Origin of the sequence: Aurantimonas endophytica (assembly GCF_014196845.1) — a bacterium.
Classification (GTDB): domain Bacteria; phylum Pseudomonadota; class Alphaproteobacteria; order Rhizobiales; family Rhizobiaceae; genus Aurantimonas; species Aurantimonas endophytica.
Window position 1 is genome coordinate 670306 of sequence record NZ_JACIEM010000002.1, and the last position, 19716, is coordinate 690021.

General features: G+C 67.7%; 10 protein-coding genes. 7 read left to right on the plus strand and 3 right to left on the minus strand.

Annotated features, from left to right (window positions below):
* Window positions 1-64: 64 nt before the first annotated feature.
* Window positions 65-1072, plus strand: coding sequence for an aldose 1-epimerase family protein (locus GGR03_RS10710; RefSeq protein ID WP_343058702.1), 1008 nt, complete (start codon window positions 65-67; stop codon window positions 1070-1072).
* A 219-nt stretch (window positions 1073-1291) separates the two neighbouring features.
* The gene (locus tag GGR03_RS10715) at window positions 1292-1720 is read left to right on the plus strand and encodes a hypothetical protein (RefSeq protein ID WP_183207785.1); all 429 of its coding nucleotides are present in this window, start codon (window positions 1292-1294) and stop codon (window positions 1718-1720) included.
* 48 nt (window positions 1721-1768) lie between these two features.
* Here GGR03_RS10715 and GGR03_RS10720 read toward each other — a convergent pair whose 3' ends face one another.
* Window positions 1769-2416, minus strand: a complete 648-nt coding sequence (locus GGR03_RS10720; RefSeq protein WP_252920192.1) for an FCD domain-containing protein — start codon at window positions 2414-2416, stop codon at window positions 1769-1771.
* Window positions 2417-2657: 241 nt separating this feature from the next.
* On the opposite strand from GGR03_RS10720, the gene GGR03_RS10725 reads away from it, so the two are divergent.
* The 5 genes from GGR03_RS10725 to GGR03_RS10745 all read left to right on the plus strand — a co-directional run bounded on the left by GGR03_RS10725 (window position 2658) and on the right by GGR03_RS10745 (window position 7787).
* A complete protein-coding gene (locus GGR03_RS10725; protein WP_183207789.1) occupies window positions 2658-3848 on the plus strand; it encodes a CaiB/BaiF CoA transferase family protein in 1191 nt (396 codons plus the stop codon).
* Between the two features lie 146 nt (window positions 3849-3994).
* Entirely contained in the window at window positions 3995-5293 is a 1299-nt protein-coding gene (locus GGR03_RS10730) for a TRAP transporter large permease (protein WP_183207791.1), read from the plus strand.
* Window positions 5294-5315: 22 nt separating this feature from the next.
* The gene (locus GGR03_RS10735; protein WP_183207793.1) at window positions 5316-6353 is read left to right on the plus strand and encodes a TRAP transporter substrate-binding protein; all 1038 of its coding nucleotides are present in this window, start codon (window positions 5316-5318) and stop codon (window positions 6351-6353) included.
* Window positions 6354-6364: 11 nt separating this feature from the next.
* On the plus strand, window positions 6365-6871 hold the full coding sequence (locus GGR03_RS10740; RefSeq protein WP_183207795.1) for a TRAP transporter small permease: 507 nt from the start codon (window positions 6365-6367) through the stop codon (window positions 6869-6871).
* A complete protein-coding gene (locus tag GGR03_RS10745) occupies window positions 6864-7787 on the plus strand; it encodes a hydroxymethylglutaryl-CoA lyase (RefSeq protein WP_183207797.1) in 924 nt (307 codons plus the stop codon). Before GGR03_RS10740 ends, GGR03_RS10745 begins: the two co-directional genes overlap by 8 nt.
* Window positions 7788-7797: 10 nt before the next feature.
* Here GGR03_RS10745 and GGR03_RS10750 read toward each other — a convergent pair whose 3' ends face one another.
* Together GGR03_RS10750 and GGR03_RS10755 are read right to left on the minus strand one after the other, a co-directional pair.
* On the minus strand, window positions 7798-8646 hold the full coding sequence (locus GGR03_RS10750; RefSeq protein WP_183207799.1) for a TIGR01459 family HAD-type hydrolase: 849 nt from the start codon (window positions 8644-8646) through the stop codon (window positions 7798-7800).
* Between the two features lie 122 nt (window positions 8647-8768).
* Entirely contained in the window at window positions 8769-19712 is a 10944-nt protein-coding gene (locus GGR03_RS10755) for a LysM peptidoglycan-binding domain-containing protein (RefSeq protein ID WP_183207801.1), read from the minus strand.
* Window positions 19713-19716 lie beyond the last annotated feature (4 nt).

Consider the following 19716-nt stretch of genomic DNA (forward strand, 5'->3'; position numbering starts at 1 on the left):
AGGCCGCTGATCGCGGGGGCAGGCCACGGGCCGACGCCCGCAGCCCGGGCGCCGCCGCCGATCCTTGACGGGCAGCGACGTCTCCCGATATGCCGCGACACCTCCCGCCTGCCGAACGAAATTCGGCCGGGGCTGGCCTTCAGGGGCACCCCAATTCAAAACCCGCCGGGAGCAGGGGGCGGAGACGATGACTGAACGGCACGGGATCTCGGCGGAGGGCATCAGCGCCGTGATCAGCGACCATGGCGCCGAGCTCGTCAGCCTTCGCGACGCTGCCGGCGAGGAGTTGCTGTGGCAGGCGGGGCCGGAATGGCCGCGCCACGCCCCGGTGCTGTTCCCGATTGTCGGGAAGCTCGCGGGGGATGCCCTGCGCCATCAGGGGCGGGAGTATCCGCTCGGCCAGCACGGCTTTGCCCGCGACCGCCGCTTCGCGTGGATCGAGCGCGCGGCGGACCGCGTGGTGTTGCGTCTGGTGGACGATGCCGAGACACGGACGATGTTCCCCTTCCCGTTCCTGCTCGATGTGACCTTCGCGATCACCGGGGACATGCTGACGGTGACGAGCCGCGTGGCCAATCCGGGGGATGCGCCGCTGCCGTGCGGCGTCGGCGCGCATCCGGGATTTCGCTGGCCGCTCGCCGATGGCATCGGCAAGACTGATCATGTGATCGAGTTCGATGCCGCCGAATCCGGCATCGCGCTTTCCGTCGAGGGCGGCCTGCTGGGGGAGGCGAAGCCGCTTCCCTTCGATGGCCGGACGCTGCCCCTGACCGAGGCACTGTTCGAACGGGATGCGCTGGTGATGCCGGATGTCGCCAGCCGCAGCGTCCGCTTCCTCGCCAGGGCCGAGGACGGCAGCGTCGTACGGGCGCTGACGGTTGCATGGGACGGGTACAAGGATCTCGGCATCTGGTCGAAGCCGGGCGGTGCGCCGTTCCTGTGCATCGAGCCGTGGTATTCCATGGCGAGCCCGGTCGGGTGGAACGGCGACTTTGCCGACAAGCCTGGCATCCTGGTGCTGGCGCCGGGCGAAAGCCGCGACTTCGCGTGGAGCGTGCAACTCGGCCAGTAGGTTTGCTGTCTGCTGGGCAGCTCCTGACCGTGAGGCTGATAACGGCTGGCACGACGGCGCGAGCGCGCCCGACTCCCATCTGCTGGAGCCGGCGGATCACCCATTTCCGGCCGGACGTGAACTGGACTCCCGTTACGGCAGGTGATTAAGCTGGCGTCGCACTTCTCCGCCGGGCGACGGCGACGAGCGACTGCCAGTCATTCGCCAGAGGAGACCAGCATGAAGAATTTGCTAGCCGCCATGGTTGTGACGCTCGCCGTCGCATCGCCTCTCGGCATGGCTTCGGCGCAAGACGCCGCCGCGCTGCCGGATCTCAAGGGTAATTGGGTCGGCACCAGCGAGACCGTGTTGCTCGGCAGCGCGGCGCATCATGAGGACGGCGAAGCCGGGCCGCGCCTCAGCGAAATGGAATTCACGATGGCGGTCGAAGGCCAGGACGGGCGCCGTTTCTGGGGCACCTTCACCTCGGCGACGAGCAATGAAACCTTCATAGGCGTCATCGGCTTCGACGGCAAATCGATCGTCGCACGGGATACGGACGGCCTTATCGATGGCGTCCTTTCGGACGAGAACACGATGGACGTCGTTTATTCCCATACGGGCGATTCCACCGTCGTCGCCGCCACAACCTTCGAGCGGCAGAACTGACCCATCCCTGCGCCGTCCGACCACCGGTCGGTGCAGGGCAAGGCTTCGTCACGTACCGGCTGCCCCGGCCCGCTTCTCGCTCATGATCTGCGTGAGCGCGTTGCGGGTGCCGAGAAGATGGCCACGCATGATCGTCGTCGCCCATTCGACGTCCCGCGAGCCGATCGCCTCGATCAGGTTTCGGTGCTCGGTGAAGCTGCGCGCCACATCCTGTCGGCCGAGATTCCCGTAGGTATGGACGAGAAAGCCTATCTCCATCAGCCGCGTCGTCGAGCCTGCCAGCGTGCGATTGCCGCTGGCTTCCAGGATGACGGTGTGGAAGTCGCGGTTTAGGGTCGACAGGCCCTCGACGTCGCCATTGCCGGCAACGCGGTCCATCTCGTCCTGGAGCCGTCTCAGCGTGTCGACATCCTCCTCGCGCCGCCGCGTCGCGGCGAGCCCGGCCGCGTGGCTTTCGAGCAGCGACCGGACCTCGTAGATCTCGGCCACCTCCGCCAGCGTCCGGCGTTTCACCACCGCCCCGACCCGCGGGATCATGTCGACGAACCCGTCGCTCTCCAGCTTCTGCAGGGCCGCGCGGACCGGGGTTCGGCTGACGCCATAGCGCTCCGCCAGCATTTCCTCCGTCAGCCGTGCCTCGCCCGAGTGACTGCCGTCGAGAATGGCCTCGCGCACGCTGTCATAGACGCGGTCCACGGTCCGTTCCTTCGCGTTCCGACGCCGGTCCGCCATGCATCCCCCAGCCTTCTTGCCCGCATTGGATACATTGCACTGCAATATACCGTCGTTCGGTGGCCCTCAGCTGCTGTCAGTTTGACAAATTGGATACAATGCGTCTAGCCTGATCTTGGCGATACCAGTCGGATCGTCCGCGCCGGGAGGGCGCGACATATTAGGCGAGGGCGCGCTGTCGCGTCTTCGGGGAGGATGAGCCGGCATGAGGCCACTCGAAGGCATCCGCGTGCTTGAAATGGGCCAGCTCATCGCCGGCCCGTTCTGCGGCCAGCTGCTTGCCGATTTCGGGGCCGAGGTCGTGAAGATCGAGCCCCCGCGGGGTGGCGACTCCATGCGTCAGTGGGGTCGCACCGATGCCGAGGGCAATCCGCTGTGGTGGCCGGTCATCGCTCGCAACAAGAAGTCCCTGACCCTCGATCTGCGCAAGCCGGCGGCCCAGGCGATCGTGCGCGAACTCGTCGCCGGTACCGACATCATCGTCGAGAATTTCCGCGTTGGCCGCATGGAGGAATGGGGCCTCGGCTACGAGGATCTGCGGGCGATCAATCCCCGTCTGATCATGGTCCGCGTCACCGGGTTCGGACAGACGGGCCCCTATGCCGAGCGGGCCGGCTTCGCGGCGGTCTGCGAGGCGATGGGCGGGCTGCGCTATCTCGGCGGCTATCCGGACCGGCCGCCGGTGCGCGTCGGGCTGTCGATCGGCGACACGCTGGCCGGCCAAAGCGGTTTCCAGGGTGCGCTGCTTGCGCTCCAGCACCGCCACAGCACCGGCGAAGGCCAGATGGTCGACGCCTCGATCTACGAGGCGGTGCTGTCGGTGATGGAAAGCGTCGTGACCGAATACGACCGTGGTGGCCATGTGCGCGAACGGTCCGGCAGCTTCCTGCCGGGCATCGCGCCGTCCAACGCCTATCCGACCGCCGATGGCGACATGATCATCATCGGCGCCAATCAGGACAGCCTTTTCCGGCGGCTGGCGGCGCTGATGGAGCAGCCGGAACTGGCCGACGACGAACGCTTCGCCAACCACCAGGCGCGCGGCCGCAACCAGGCCGAGATCGATCGGATCGTGGGGGAATGGACGGCGACCAGGACGGCAGCATGGCTGGTCGAGGCGCTCGCCGCCGCCGGCGTGCCGGCCGGCCTGACCTACCGTGCCCGCGACATGTTGAACGACCCGCATTTCCAGGCGCGCGAGTCGATCGTTCGCGTCGAGGACGCGCGGCTCGGCCCGACCGCCATGCAGAACGTCTTTCCGCGCCTTTCGGCTTCGCCCGGGGAGGTTCGTCATACCGGTCCGCTGCTCGGCGAGCATACCGATGCGGTGCTGCGGGAATGGCTCGACTATGACGATGGCCGGATCGCCCGGCTTCGTGACGAGGGCATCATCTGACGGGCAGCGACACGCGGCACGGTTAGCGAATTCGGGAGGACGAACGTGAGCAGGCAAGGCGACAAGCGGCGCAGCATATCGGCACCGAGCCCCCGCGGCCTGCCTCGCGCGGCCGGCCGCGCGACGATCCGGCGAGAGACAGTGCGATGATCGAGCCGATCATCGTCGTCGTCATCCTTCTCGCGCTGATCGCCGTCGGCGCCCCGATCTTCCTGGCGCTCGGCGCCGCGGGACTGACCGGGCTCTACATGGCCCGCGGCTCGATGGCGTTCTTCTTCGGCCCGACCTCGCTGTTCGGCCAGCTCAACAGCTTCGAACTGCTGGCCCTGCCGCTCTTCGTGCTGATGGGAAATCTGCTGGCGGCCACCCCCGTCGGCAAGAACCTGTTCCATGCGGCGGTGGTCTGGCTGCAATGGCTCCGTGGCGGCCTTGCCATCGCCACGGTCGGCGCCTCGACCGTCTTCGGCGCGGTCAGCGGCGTGTCGATCGCGGGCGTTGCCGCCGTTGGCTCCATCGCGATCCCCGAGATGCTGCAGCGCGGCTACAGCCGCACGCTGGCGGCCGGCAGCGTGGTCAGCTCCGGCGCCCTGGCGATGCTGATCCCGCCGAGCGTGCCGCTGATCATCTACGGCGCGGTGTCCAACGTCTCCGTGGCCGATCTCTTCATCGGCGGCATCGTGCCGGGCCTCGCTCTGGCCTTCGCGCTGTGCGTCTACATCTACATTCGCGTGCTGCTCAATCCGGAGGAGGCGCCGGCACAGGCCGTCGTCGACTACAGCTGGGGCGACCGGCTTCGCGCACTGGGCGGCATATGGCACGCCCTGATCCTGATCGCCGTCGTGCTGGGCACGATCTATTCCGGCTTCGCCACGCCCAGCGAGGCGGCAGCCTTCGGCGCCCTTGGCGCCTTCATCATCGCCGCGGTGATCTTCCGCAGCGTCGACGGCAAGGGCCTGCTCAAGGTTCTGGGATCGAGCGTACGGATCTCTGGCGCCATCCTGCTGATCATGGGCTGCGCGAGGATCTTCGGCGACTATCTCAACCTGGTGCGGGTTCCCGACGCGATCTCCGGCCTGCTGGTCGGGACCGACCTGCCGCCCGAGCTGATCCTCTTGCTGATCATGCTGGTGCTGGTCGGGCTCGGCATGCTGGTCGACGCGGTATCGCTCATCGTGGTGACGACGCCGATCCTTTTGCCGCTGATCACCGCGCTCGGCTACGACCCGCTCTGGTTCGGCATCATCCTGGTGATGAATCTCGAGATCGCGGTGATCACCCCGCCGGTCGGCCTCAATCTCTACACGCTGCGGGCGGTCGCGCCGGTGCTGAAGATCGAGGAGATCATCCGCAGCGTCGTGCCCTTTGTCGGGGTGCAGTTCGTGATGCTGATGATCTTCGTGCTGTTCCCGGCGCTGACGCTCTGGCTGCCCAATCTGCTCAGGTAACCATCAAGAGGAGGAAACCAACATGACAATCGACCGACGCACCTTTCTGACCGCCACGGGCGCCCTGGCGGCGGGCTCCGCCCTCGGCCTTTCGATGCGCTCGGCCGCGGCGCAGGAGACACTTACCGGCGTCACATACCTGCCCCCGTCCTACGCCGACCTCGCCTACGGCTCGCAGGGCTTCGTCGACTTCGTCAACGAGAACCATGCCGACGTCGTGGCGATCGACTTCTACGATTCTGGCCGGCTCCTGTCGGCCGACGAGCAGCTGCCGGCGCTGCGCTCCGGCAATATCGACTTCATGTTCCACACCACCTCCTACATCACCCGGTCGCTGCCGATCCTCGGCATCACCGGCCTGCCGGGCGTCGTCGGCCCGCTGTTCGAGAATCCCGACCGTATGAAGCGCGGCACGCCGCTGTTCCAGCTGGTCGAGGAGGAGCTGAAGAAGAACGGCCTGACGGTGCTGTCGCTCGGCGGCGGGCTGCTCGAGCCGGAGTATATCTGGAGCACCGATGCCTCCCCAGTGCGGAGCCTCGAGGACATTAACGGCAAGCGTATCCGCGTCGTCTCCTTCGAGGCCACCAAGGCGGTCGAGGATTTCGGCGGCGGCGCCGTCCGGATCCCGTCCTCGGAGCTCTATCTCGCTTTGCAGCGCGGCACGATCGACGCGGCGGTCGCGAACATCTCGACGATCAACGGCCGCAGCATCCAGGAGCAGGCTAAGCACGTCTACCGTCTGCCGGTGACCGCCTTCTCGATCGGCATCTTCGTCCAGACCGATCGCTGGGAAGCGCTCGACGAGCCGGTCCGCAACGCCTTCATCGCCGGCGCCGAGTGGTTCGACGAGAACAGCGCGCGCGCCGCCAATGTCGACTATTTCGAGAAGCAGTACTGGCCGGCCTTCGTCGAGCAGGGCATCGAGGTGATTGACCCCACCGAGGAGGAACTGGCCCGCTTCGCCGAGGTCAGCGCCAATGTCCGTACCAGCTGGATCAACGAGGTCGGTGCCGAGGTCGGCGAACGCGCGATCGCCCTCGCAATGGGCCAGGACGCTTAGGAGGCAGAACGATGCTCGCCGTACCGATCCGGATCGTCGACCAGTTCTCGCGGTTTCTGCAGATCATCGGGCAGGTCGTCCTCGCCTCGATGGTTCTGACGATCACCTACGACGCGACGATGCGCTACGCCTTCGCGTCGCCGACGTCCTGGAGCCTCGAGGTCAACGGCTTCCTGCTCGTCTACGTGGCGATCATGACGGCCGCCGACGTGGAGCGGCGCGGCGAGCATATCGGCATCACCTTTCTCACCGAGGGCCTGGGTGATGGCGCCCGGCGGGTTCTGGCGGTCATTGTCGGCCTGACGGGCGCCGCCTTCTGCGGCATCCTGACCTGGCGCGGCTATCTGATGGCGCACGACGCGTGGAGCTATGGCGAGCGCGTGTCGAGCGCGTTCGGCACGCCGATGTGGATCCCATATGCAATGCTGCCCATCGGCTTCGGGACCCTCGGACTGCAGTTCGTCCTGAACATGTTCCGGGAACAGCCGGTGGGAGTCGGGGGAGCCGACCATGTCTGAGATCGGAACGAGCCCGTCCGTTGAGATCGTCGAGGTCGCGCCGCGCGACGGCTTCCAGTCGATCGCCGAGAAGCTGCCGACGGCGGAGAAGATCGCGATCATCGAGGGGCTGCTCGACGCCGGCATCACTCGGATGGAGCTCGGCTCCTTCGTGAGCCCGAAAGCGATCCCGCAAATGGCCGACATGGCCGACATCGCGGCGCATTTTCGCGGCCGCACCGCCGCGCGGCTTGCCGTGCTGGTTCCCAATGCGCGGGGCGCCGAGCTCGCCCTGCAGCACGGCTATCCGGACATCGTCTTCGTCGTCTCGGTCTCCGAAGCGCATAATCTCAACAATGTCCGCCAGACGGTGGCGCAGTCGCTCGATCAGCTGCGGGCGATCGTCGCCGCGACAGCGGGCACGACGGGACTGCGCCTCAGGGTGGATCTCGGCACCAGCTTCGACTGCCCGTTCACCGGCACCGTGCCGATGGACGACGTCGCCCGCGTCTTCGCGGAGGCGCTTGCCATCGCGCCGACCGCGGAATTCGCTCTGTGCGACACGACTGGTCGGGCCGATCCGCTGACCGTACGCAGGCGCTTTGCAACAGTGATGGCAGAGTCGCCCGAAACCTCCTGGGCGTTCCACGGCCACGACACGTTCGGCATGGGCGTCGCCAATGCACTCTTTGCCTACGAGGCGGGCGTACGCGTCATCGAGGGCGCCGCCGCCGGGCTCGGCGGCTGTCCCTTCGCGCCGGGCGCCACCGGCAACACCGCCACCGAGGATCTCGACTTTGCCTTTGCCGAAGGCGCCATCCGCACCGGCATCGACAGGGCCAGGCTGCTGGACGTGGCGGACCGGATCGCGGCGCTGCCGGGCGGCAAGACCGGCGGCCATCTTCGCGCGGTGCCGCGCTCGCGGGCGGTGGCCTAGACCGAAAGCTTCACCACCGCAGCGCCGGCAGGATGTGATCGACCGTCACCCCGGCAGACGCCAGGCGCCCGTCGATCTCCGCCCTGTCGACATCGGCGAGGATTCCGGTGCGCACCAGCGCCGCGGCGGCGCCGAAAGCGGCGGCGCCGGCGATGTCGTGGTCGATACTGTCGCCGACGCAGAGGATGCGCCGCTTCTCGACGCCCGGTATGAGCGCAAAGGCGGCTTCGTAGATCTCCGGATGCGGCTTGCCGACGAAGGTTACCGGTCCGCCGAGCTCGGCATAAAGGTCGGCAATCGCGCCGGCAGACGGCACCAGGCCCGAAGGCGTCAGCATGTGCCGGTCGGGGTTGGTGCAGATACAGGCGACGCCGCGCTCGGCGGCGGGCCGCATCATCGCTTCATAATCCGACATCGGGATCGTGTCGGCTTGGCTGCCGGCGATCACCAGGAGGTCGGCGTCCTTGCCGCTCTCGGTCCGCACGCAGCCGAGCCGGTCGGAGAGATTGTAGTCGTCGAGGCTGGAGATCGTCAGGCACCGTATCCGCCGATCCTCCGGCAGCGGAAACACGCCGTCCTCGCAGAGCTGGATCGCGACATCCCCGGAGGTCACGCAGGCGAGATAGGTCTCGCGCGGCACGCCGAGCCGCGCCAGCCGTGCTTCGTTGAACGCTGCCGGACGGCCGGAATTGGTGACGAAGACCACCGGCTTGCCGAGATCCGCCAGGGCCGCGACTGCCTCGGCCGCGCCCGGATACGCGCTGCTGCCGTCATGGACGACGCCGAACTGGTCGAGGAAAAATGCGTCGTAGTCCCCTGCGATGGCGCGAAGGCTCTCGGCCCCGGTCGTGCTTGTCATCTCTGCCCTTTGCTGCCCGGGCATAAGCTGCCGCGTCGCGTGCCGTTGCCGCCAGGCGACGGTAGCCGACAGCGACGGCGGAGGCGAGACACGGCCGGTGTCAAATAAACTTGTCGCCCCCCTTAATCGCTCTTGATGCTGCTGGCGGCCAGCGTCAGCTGTTCGATGCGCAGCAGCGGCAGCGTGCTGGCGCCAGTCCCCGAGAAGACAGTGACGGCGAAGTCGAAGCCGGCGGGTGCCGCCGTCACCGGCTGCGTCCCCTTGAACCAGCTTTGGGCCAGCGCGCCCACCTCCCCGACAAAGGCCGGCGCGGATGAGCCCTCGGTGCTGGCGGGCGCCAGCAGGCTTACCGGCAGGACGGTCAGCGGGACGTCGATCCCGGTCGCGGCGGGCACCAGGCTGTAGCCGTAGCGTGTCTCGATCTTCACCAGGACCGACTCGGTGAAGGGCACCCCGGCCGCCGGCGGCAGCAGCGCGCCGAAGAAGCCGGTGAGGAAGTCGCCGACACTGGCGGGCGCCGTCCTGTCCTTGTCCAAGGCATAGGTCGCGACGTCGAGCAGCGGCACCAGCGGATCGGCGAAACGCGATGCTGCGGTCGCGAACTCGAACTGGGCGGTCGTGGCGACCGCGAGGTCGGGCGACAGGTGACGGTTGCGCAGCACCTCGACGGCGGCCCAGCCGCTCTGAAGGGCGAAGAGATCGAGCCCCTCGAAGCGGATCTCGCGAGCCGCGTTCAGGCGGGCGGCCGCGTAGGGAAGGACCGCCGGCACTTCGGGGTCCTTCGGGTCCTGCTTGCGCAGATACCGCCAGGTGGCGCCGCCGGTGGCGGGGTCGGAGGCCACCAGATCGGGATCGTAATTGTCCGGGTCGATCAGCACGGTCGCGAGCGGCAGGAAATTGTCCGCCGGCTTGCCGGCGAGGAGGAAGGATTGCGGCCGGATCTCGACCCGCGCCTCCGGCTCCGCACCGGCGATCTGGGGCGCCGCGGAGAGCTCTGCCTCCAGTACGATCTCGAACCGGTAGGCGACCGGTGGCGGCGGCGCGCCGACGAAGGCGGCGAGCGTCCGTGCCTTCGCCCAGTTGTCGTAGGCCGTGGAGACGTCGGCGGTCACCGCTTCAAGCGCAGCCACCGCGAAGGCCGCCGCCGTCGCGTCCGCCGACCCGGCCTCGCTGCGGCCGTCGAGCAGCCGCAGATACGTCTCGATATCGCGCGCGATGGCTGGATAGACTGCTGTGAACTGCGCCAGCGCCGCATAGAGCGTCGCCGGCGTCGGATCCGGCCCTGCCAGCTGCTCGCCGGAAGGCTGGTTGAACACCACCTCGGCCATGACCGAATCCTGCGCCGCCTGGTTCAGCAGGTAGCTGAAGCCGTAGTCCCACATCTTCAGATCGCCGGGCGGGACGGTAGTCGGATCCTCGGCATGCGGCGTGCCGGTCTGGGCGACGACCGTCGCCGGTGTGGGCAGCGCCCGCAACGCCACGGGAATGTCGAAGCTCTTTCCGGTCTTCGGCGTGATCGGATTGACGAAGGGGCCGGTGAGGAAGCTGATCCAGCGCGACTGCTCGTATCTTTCGATCCCCGGCACGCTGCGAATGTCGTGCTCCAGATGCGACAGGGCGAAAGCGAGATCGAGCGACACATAGGCCTGGGACGCGGTCGAGCGCGACGTGACCAGGAAGGCAAGGTTGCTGGTCTCGTCGTCCTTCTCCGGGTTCAGCGGAATCTTGGCGGTGGAGAGCGAGAAATTGCTGTTGGAGCCGGTGGTCTCGCCATCCGGCAGCGTGCCCTGCGGTTGGCCATAGAACCGCGGCGCGGGGGTGCCTTCGGGCAGCTTCTGACCGTAATGCGCCTGGGTGACCGGCAGCACGGCGACGCAGGTCAGCGAGGTGGCATTGCCGAGGCGGCGCAGCAGCGCCTGCTCGAGCTTTGCCTTGGCGGCCGGCTTCAGCCTCTCGTCCGGCTGGTCGAGGACTGACGTCGCGGTGGAAGCGATGGCGGACGCCAGCTTCTGCTTGTGGGCGAGCATCCGTGGGAGATAGCCGAAGGTTTCGGCATCGGCGGCGCTGGCGTCCCCGGGCACCGGTCTCTGGTCCAGCTTCAGCAGGCGGTCCAGCAGGAAGAGCGGCGTCGAATAGCTGGCGGTGAGGATGTCGTCGATCGCGCTCAGGCTTTCCGCCAGCCAGACATTCGGGTCGACGCTGGTGAAGGTCGTGGCGACCGGCGCGCCGTCCGGATAGGGCTTGCCGCTCGCATAGGAGTTCACGCCGACGGTCAGCGTCTGCAGGCTGCTGGCGATCGGCAGCGGCGCGAAATAGCGTGGGTCGTTGCCGATGGAAAAGCCGATGCCCTGCGGCGCCGAGCTGTCCGCAACGGCCATGCGCACCGCCCAAATCGATGGTGTGCGCAGATTGCTCGGCGTGCTCGGGTCGGCGGCGCTGGTGCCGATGCGCATCTGCCAGTCGGCGGTGGCGAAGGCGGTTTCGAAATCCGCGGCGAACTTGGCCAGGCCCACCGGGTAGAGCGGCGCATCGTCCGCCGCGGCCGGATCGTCGGCCTTCTTCGGTGGCGCCGGCAGCGTGCCGTCCACCGGGATCGTCGACGTCACGGTCAGGCCGTCGGCCAATCCGCGCAGGATCGGGTCGACCAGCCGGCTCTGGCGGGTGAAGCGGATCGCCAGCTCGAGCCGGATGATGTCGCTGTCGGCGGCGAGAGCGGAGAGGGCGATCGGCAGCGAGATCGTCACGTCGGCGGGGGGCGTCGCCGCGGTGCCGGCGGCACGGGCGGCAAGGTAGATCACCGCCGCGTCCACATAGGCGAGGACCTGGTCCCGCGCCGCGATGGGCAGCTTCGCTTCCGGGTCGGCGAGCAGCGAGTTGACCAGCGACATGGTGATCGCCGGGCCCGACAGCCCGGGGATGTTCAAGGCGCCGTAATCCTGGTTGAGCTGGAAATACACCAGCTGGAATTTTGCCAGGTCGGCCACCGCATTGCGCTGCCATACCGGCACTGTGTCGCCGAAGCGGACCGCGTTCAGATGCGCGCGGGTCTCGCTGTCCGCCGGCTCGTAGGGCGTCGGGTCGAACTTCAGCAGGATCGACAGGCTCGGGGCACCCGCCGCGCCGCTGTAGCGATAGGCTCGCGTGGTGCTCGGCCACTGGTCGAGCGGCATCGGCCGGTCGGCATAGAGGATCGGTGCCGGGACATCGCCGAAGGGCGGGCTATCGCTGCTTTGCGGCCGGCTGAAGGGCGAGGGCGTGCGGTTGCCGAAGAGGTCCTGCCAGGCGAGACGGAACTGCAGGATGCTGCCGATGCCGACATAGGGGTTTGCCGATGCCGGCGGCAGCCCGGCCGATTTCGGCTGAGGCGCCGGGTTGATCGGCGAGGCGTTGGTGAAGCCGATCGCCTGGTCGTAGAGGTAGGGCTGATCCGCGGCCGGTGCCGCGATGCTTGCGGCCAGAAGGCGGGCGCCCACTGCCGGCCCTGCCTCGGACGGCGGCGGGTCCTTGGGGCCGAATGGCGCGCTGTCGACACTGGCGGCGAACAAAGCGTTGGCCGAGATGCCCGCCGAGAGCAGCTGGTAGAGCTGCAGCAGCGTTGCCCGCGTATAGGAATCGATGTCGGTGGGCGGCGATACCGGTTCCGATCCCCGCTCGCGCTCGACGGTCAGCCCGACATTACCGTTGCCAAGGCTTGGGGTTGCATCCCACGCGATCGGGTCGATCGTCAGCGTCGGGCCGACGAAGAGGTTGGGAACGTCGCGGGCCGCATAGCCGAGCGCCGTGACGTCCGCCTGATAGTAGGCTGCCATGGCGTTGAAGCTGCTGCCCGGCCCGGTCGCGCCCACCGCATAGGTGAAGTCGGGAATGCGGAGAACCGCCAGCGCTTCCACGGGCACGCCCGGGTTGTGTTTCGCAATGTCGTCGGCGACGAGCGGAGGATAGACGCCGACCGAATAATAGGCGGCGAGCGCGGCGAGCGGGTCCTTGCCCGTCCCCACATCGGTGGGCAGTAATTGGTGGTAGAGGCCCGAGATCGGGATCAGGGAACCGGTCGCGAGCGGTGCGTCGGCGTTGGTGGACACCAGGCCGCCCAGGTCGACGCCGTAGGAGGCGGCGAGACCCGCGAGCGTCGAGTCCGTCGGCAGTGGCAGGCTGGCGACCGGGGCGCTCACGCCCGTCAGTTCGACGACAGCGCTGTCCGGATCGATAGGCGCGGTTGTCACCAGCGCGTTGACGGCATTGAACAGGCGCGCGCCCTTGGCCGGCGCCCCGGACGTGCCGGCGAGGCCGGTGCGCGAGATCGTCGCGACCAGCGTCAGCGTGGCGACGCCGCTTGTGTCGAAGAGCGACGGAGGCAGGCCGGTGCCATCGGCGAGCATCTGGTAGAACAGGTAGGTGCCGCCGGAATTGACCGTGCTCAGCTCCCAGAGCAGCTTGATGAACTCGGCGGTCTTGTTGACGATGCCGGTCGGCAGCGCGTCACCGGAGGCAAGTGCGCGAAGACCCACAGCAGGAGGCGGATTGGTCTCGGTCGAAAGGTTCGACTGGACGATGAAGGAGAGGAACTCGCTCTCGGCCCGGCTGGTCAGGCCCGGGGCGCCGCTGTTGACGTCGCCATAGAGCAGGAAGAGGCCGCTGACGAGGGCCTCGCCCTCGCTGGCCATGGCGGTCAGCAGCCGCTCGAGCAGCACAGCGTCGCTCGGGCTTGGCCCGATGATCTCATAGGCGAAGGGCGCCAGCGGCCGGGCCGGCGAGCCGGGATTGCCCGGTCCCGGCGGGACGACTGCATTGGCGTCTGGCCGCTCCGGCGCGAGGTCGGCGTCCTGCGCCAGTCGCTTGATCCGGAAGTCCACGCGCGTCGCCAGGCAATAGGAATCGATGTCCGTCGAAACCGTCTTGCGCGTCGCCGGGTCGGTGCGGCTGACGGATGGTGCGAGGACTGGCAGGTAAGGCGCCAGGTCCTTCACCGTGGCGATGCTGCCGGCAAGCGATGCCTGCGCCGCCTCGACCGCACTGAGCAGCGCGCCCGACAGGCCGAACAGCAGTGGCCTGGCCTGCGGTGTATCGCTCGCCGCCGCGAGAGCGGCGGTGCGCAGAGCCGGCGCGTGGGTGACCGAAGCCAGCCGGGCGGCATCCGACGTCGTCCACGTGGCGTGCGACGCCATGCCATAGCGGCGTGGCGCCAGCAGCGTTGCCCGCTCGGGCTCGAGCAGCGGTATCGCCGGCCGGTATCCCTGCTTTTGAGCCGAGGCTAGCACCTGGCCGGCGAGGCTCGTCTGGGCGATGATATCCCAGCCGAGGCTCGATCCGGTACCGAGCGTCAGCCATTTGAAATCTTCGGTTTCCGGTCGCGACAGGCTGATCGGGTAGGCGTCGGTGCGCTCGGCGAGCGGGAATTGCTGCCCGGTCAGCTGATAGGCGCCAAAGCCGCTCTGCTTCCCGGTCCAGTGCGGTGGCCCGTAGAGGAAGTTCGAGGGCAGCGCGAGGCCCGCCTCCACCGGCAGGCGCATGCCGTGCATCATGTAGCGCGCGCTCATCCCGGCGGTCTGGCCGAGCGTGCCGGCCGAAAGGATCGCCGGCCACAGCGCCGTATCGGGCAGTGTGAGCAGCGACGGCACTGCGAAGCGCAGCGTCGGATCGACAACGAACAGGCCAGCGAGCGCCAGGTTCGACGGCGTCAGGAAGCTCGCCGCGGGCACGGCGAGCCGCCCGATTAGCCCGCCGATCGTGTCGCCGGCAACGCTGGTCACGGTGACGTTCGGGATCGTCATGACGATGCCGGGCGCCAGCAGGCCCGGCTGCGTGTAGACGCCCGTCTGCGCCGACAGGACGTCGAGGGTCACGCCGAGACCGGCTGCCAGCTGGGCGAACCCTTCGCCGATGGCGACGACGTGGCTGTGGGTGACGCCGTCCACCACGATCGTCACGGTTTCGCCGACGGCCAGCAAATTGCTTCGGGCGGCATTGGCGATGATCAGGCCGGCGGAATCGGTGCTGCCTGCAACGGCGGCGTCGTTGTAGCGCGCCGCGATCGCCGCCAGCGTGTCGCCGGTCTGCACCATGTAATCGATGTCGGCGAAGCGCAGCGCCAGCTTCGGCGCGAGCGGGTAGGCGAGGTTGGCATTGACGAGGTCGAGCGCCGTCAGCTGCCCCGGCGCCAGGGCATTGGCCCAGTCGAGGATCGTCTGGAGGCTGGTCGCCGTGGTCAATTTGTAGGGATAGTCGTCGAAACTGTCGATGCCGCTCTGCACCAGCTGCCGCGCCAGCAGGATGAAATAATCGGTGAAGACCGAAGCCGCCATCGGCTCCGGGTCGTCGGCGACGGCGGCAAGGCTTGGGGCGGGGGTGCCGGACTCGGACTGGACGTTCGCCGCGACGGTATTGAAGATCTTGCGCAGCTCCGCCTGGTATGCGGCGGTTGCCTTCACGTAGGAATCGTAGGCGATGGTCGTGTCGCCGGTCGCCGCCGCCGGGTCGGGGACGGTCATCGACAGGCAGGCGAGGGCCGGGAAGATCGTCGTGCCGGCATCGAGGTCGTCACGCCGGGCCTTTGCAAGCGTCGCATCGGCCGCGGTGACCGTGACGGCGAAGTTCGCCGCCAGGAAGTCGACGAGTTGCTTGGCGTCGAATGGCGCCTTGGCGGGATCTGCGAGCGCCTTCAGTATGCCCTCCAGCAACGGCCGGGAGACCGTTCCGTCGCCGGGCGCCGCCAGCGGAACGTCGGTTTCGGGGACGACGCTGGCGATGATCCATGGCAGCAGCGCGCCGCACAGCCGGCCGAACGAGGTGTCGGCGCCGTCTCCGGCCCCACCGTCGGCGGTCGGCGCGTCCATGGCGAACAGGAGGACGAGCGCCGCTTCCTGCTGGCCGTAATCGGCGCCTTCCGCGCCGAGGATGGTGAACTGCGTCAGCGCCGTGAGCTTCAGCGGTACGGGCGCCCCATTGAGGGAAGCGCGCAGCAGCGCGTGCGGCTTGGCGAAGTCGAGGCTCAGCGGCCGGCCGACGATGCCGAGCTCGAACAGCGTTCGCGGCAGCGGCCGGGCGCGCTGCACGGCAATCGCGCCGTCGCGCCCGAGCAGCGCCGTCGCTGCCAGCGCCGAATGAGGATCGTCCCACGGCGCCGTGCCGTCGGAGCCGATGGTCAGTTCCTCGGTGATCGAGGCGGAGAAGGAGAAGCTGATCTTGATCGAGAACAGGCCGAGATCGATCTTGATCGAGACGCTGACCTGCACCGAGGCCGACAGCACCAGCGGGATCTTGCGATAGGATTCGTACGAAATCTTCGCATAGACGATGACGGTTAGGCTGACATCGGCCTTGATGACGGCGAAGTCCACCGAGCCGAACAGCTTGCCTATGATGCCGAACGTACCGGAAATCTTGAAATAATAGTCGCCCTGGACCTCGTTGCCGTTGCCCCTGTTGTCGGTCTCGAACGGGTGCCAGGCGGCGATCGTCCCCTCGATGATGCCGAACACGGTGATCGAGAACCCAGCCTTCAATATGCCCTTGTCGATGGTCCGGCCGATGCCGAGCTGGGCACCGAGGCCGAAGACGATCACCGGGTGGAACGTCCCGCGCGTCGTCGGCGGCAGGCCCGGCGCCGTGGCGTTGGACAGCTTGCCGAAATAGAAGCCGCCGGATCCCAGCACCGGCACGCCGTAGATGATCGCCTGAACGGTGAAGGACCGCGAGAAGTCCATGTTGTAGGGAAAGCCGAAATCGACGAGGAAATCGCCGTTGGTGTAGATCTGCAGTCCGATGCTCGGCAGCGTCACCGACACGGCGCCGAAATCGAGGTTGCGCAGCGCGCTCGGCAGGGTGAACTCGATCTGGTAGCAGCCGATGTCGTCGGTGATCTTCTTGTAGAGGACGTCGATGGCAAGGCCTGCCAGCACCTTCATCTTGTCGCCGTTCAGCGCGACGCGCAGACCATAGAGATCGGGGTCGTTGAAGACGATCATGCAGTCGATGGCGTAGACGGGGGTGTCGCCGATCCGCAGCAGGCCGAGATGCAGCGCGCCCAGCCAGTTGGACGAAGCGTCGTAGTAAGGCTGACCCTTGACCCGCTGGGTCGGGTCGAAGGGCATGGTCCCGTCGGTGGACGGCGGGATGGTCTCCAGCGCCTTGATGACCGCCGCGGTGGAATCGAAGCTGCCCGGATCGTGGATCTTGATCCGCTGCCCCAGCGCCAGCAGCTTGAGGTCGAAATAGGCGTTGCCGCGGCCGGGCACCTTGGGCATGTCGTTGACGTCCTGCCCGCCCTTGGAGGGGTCGAACAGCGGCGATGCCTGGGCACTGGGGATGATCGTCGAGCCGTCGATGGCGAGCTGGACCTTGCCGTCCACCTGCAGAAACTGCAGCCCGTTGATCTTGAGGATCCCGAGATCGATCGGCGAGGGTAGCTTGTAGCTGACGCTGACGCGGTTCTTCGCGTTCGGCGTCAGGTCGATCGTGAGCAGGAACCCGTCGAGCGAGATCTGATTGAGGATGTCCCAGGGCGAGGGCAGGGTGAAATACGGGTCGCCGATCATCTCGACGAGGGCCGTGATCAGGCCGCCGACCGTCCAGCCGGACAGCGAGAACGTCACCGACTTGTTGTCCTTCTCGTCGGACTTGTACTCCGCCCGAAAACCCTTCCAGCTCATCCACAGCGTGCTGTTTGCCGCGAAGGCCGCCGCGTCGAGCTGCGTCCCGCGCGGCAGCAGCGCCAGGGCGGCGAGGTCAGGCGAGCCGTCGGCTTTGACGGGCGGGCCGAAGCTGTAGCCGATCTGCACCGGGCCGATGTCGGCGATCTCGATCGTGCCGATCACCGAGCCGGCGAATTCCTCGCCGGCCTTGCGGTTGCCGTCGTAGTCGAGGCCAAGCTCGGCGAGGATGTCGACCGGGATGTCCTGGGTCAAATGGAAGGCCCAGCGGATCCGCGCCGCGATTTTATAAGCCGGCTTTGTAGTAGCGGGCGGGTCCACCGTCAGAAGCATGAGTCTGCCGGAAGGCTCCTGAAGCCGGCGCGTTGTCACCTGTGAATGGGCCGGCCGGATGGGGCTGCGCCAGCCGATACCCTGATGCGCCCCCGCCGCCCGGCGGGCCGGCCTCGTGGCGGATGCCCGGGCGGCGCTTAGCCGTGCGGTCTTCGGCGCGACGGGGATCGTCGCGTTCACCGTCAGCGTCTCGATGACCAAGTCGCCCGGCAGGAAGTCCGGCAGATTGTAGGCCCGGAAGAACGTCGCGATCAGGTCCGACAGGCTGAGCGGCTGCGCCAGCGCGGCGTCCAACGTCCAGACCGGGGTCTCCGCCTTGCCGTCGTAGTCGACCCGCACATTGGCGGCCACCGGTCCGATGACGATCTGCCCGTCCATCGAGCCGGCGTAGACGGTCGTGCCGGCCTGGCCGTCGGGCCGGTTCGGCGTGGAGGCGTTGAGGTCGAAGACCAGCCCGGTGATCTGGATGAGCGGCTTGGTGTCGCCGGTCGCCGAATCTGTGTGCCCGATGAAGGGGATGTCGACGAAGGCATCGACCTGGAAGCTGAGCGAATAGGTCTTGCGGCTCGGGCTGACGGCGAGGTGGATGTCGGAAAAGCCGATGGAAACCGCGTCCGGCAGGCCGATCGCGCCTTGCGTGATGGCGGTCAGGGCATCGTTGAGCGTCACCGAGCCGGTGAAGCTGCCCTCGAAATCGAGATTACTGTCGATGGCGATCTCGAACAGGCCGCCCGGCTGGCCGTCCTTGGTCCTGAACACTGTGGGGAACAGTTTGAACGTCGCCTCGAAGCGCGCGAAGTAGCTGGTTTCGCCAGCCGTGACCGTCTCGCCAGCCGCGATCGCCCTGACGGAGGAGTGCGCGTCGCTCGCCGAATAGTTGATTGTCCAGACGAGGGAGAACGCGTCGATCTCGAAGGCCGCGCCCGTCGTCGGGTCGTCGAAGAATTTGATCGGCTGGCCCTGCACGCTGCCCAGCATCGTCGTCAGGCTGCTCACCGCGGGTGTCGGCTTGAGCGGCCCGGCCAGCGTGAAACCCTGCATCTGCACGGCGGCGAGATATTGCTGCAGCGAGGCGGGCACCGCCGAGAAATAGCTGTTGCCGGCCATCAGCACGGCCACCGCCTGCGGCGTGATCGGATGTTTGGGGTCGGCCGGCTCGATTGCGAAACTGTAGCCCGATGCGTCGTCGGCGATCATCGCCCGGAACGCCAGCTTCAGCGTCTGGCCGTCCGTCCCGACCACGTCGATCTCGACGCCGAAATAGAAATACGGCGTCTGGAAGGTCATCGTCGTCGGCTCGCCGTCCGCATCGATCAGCAGGGAGCCGTCCTCGTCCTCGGTGTCGGTGGCGGTCTCGATGACGAAGCCGAGATGTGGGTTGACGACGTCGAGGAAGAACAGCTCGAGGCCGGACCCGGCGGCGATGGGCGCCGTCAGATCCATGTCGGGATAGAGGATTTCGGCGTTGTCGACCTTGTCGAGGCTGATCGCGCCGCAGGCGACGAGGCTGGGCGGGACGGCGCCGAGCCCCTCGATCAGGGCGAACAGCGGCGCCACCGCGGCCGGCACGGCGAGGACGCCGTAGAGATTCTGCCCGGCGGCCAGCGAGAGTGTCGTCCCCAGCGCGGCCGAGGCGAAATCCTGCGCCTCGCTGGCGAACAGGAACCGCTGCTGGCTGAGGCGGAGAAGGTCGAACGGCCAGCCGGCCGGGTCCATGCCCGGGAACTGGTCGGCGAGCTGCCAGCCGCCCGGCACGACGTCGATCGCCAGCAGCGGCGTCGCCGCCGTGCCGGCCGCGCCGTAAAGGCTCGCCGCGATCTTGTCCGCCGGCGCCTCCAGGAAGGCGAGCGTCAACGCCGGAATGACGAACCGGTCATTGGTGACGGCGCCTACCGTGCTGCGATCGTAGTCGATGGAGAGCCCGTCGCTGTCGTCGGCGAGGCGATAGGCGGCCTTGATCGCGGCGTCGAAGTCCGGCGGCGGCGTCAGCCCCGCGGCCGTGAAGAACGCCGCATTAACGACGACGGGGCCGGCCGGCGCGTTTGCAAACGCGTCGCGGAGTGTTTGAACGGCTGGATCGGCCATGGCG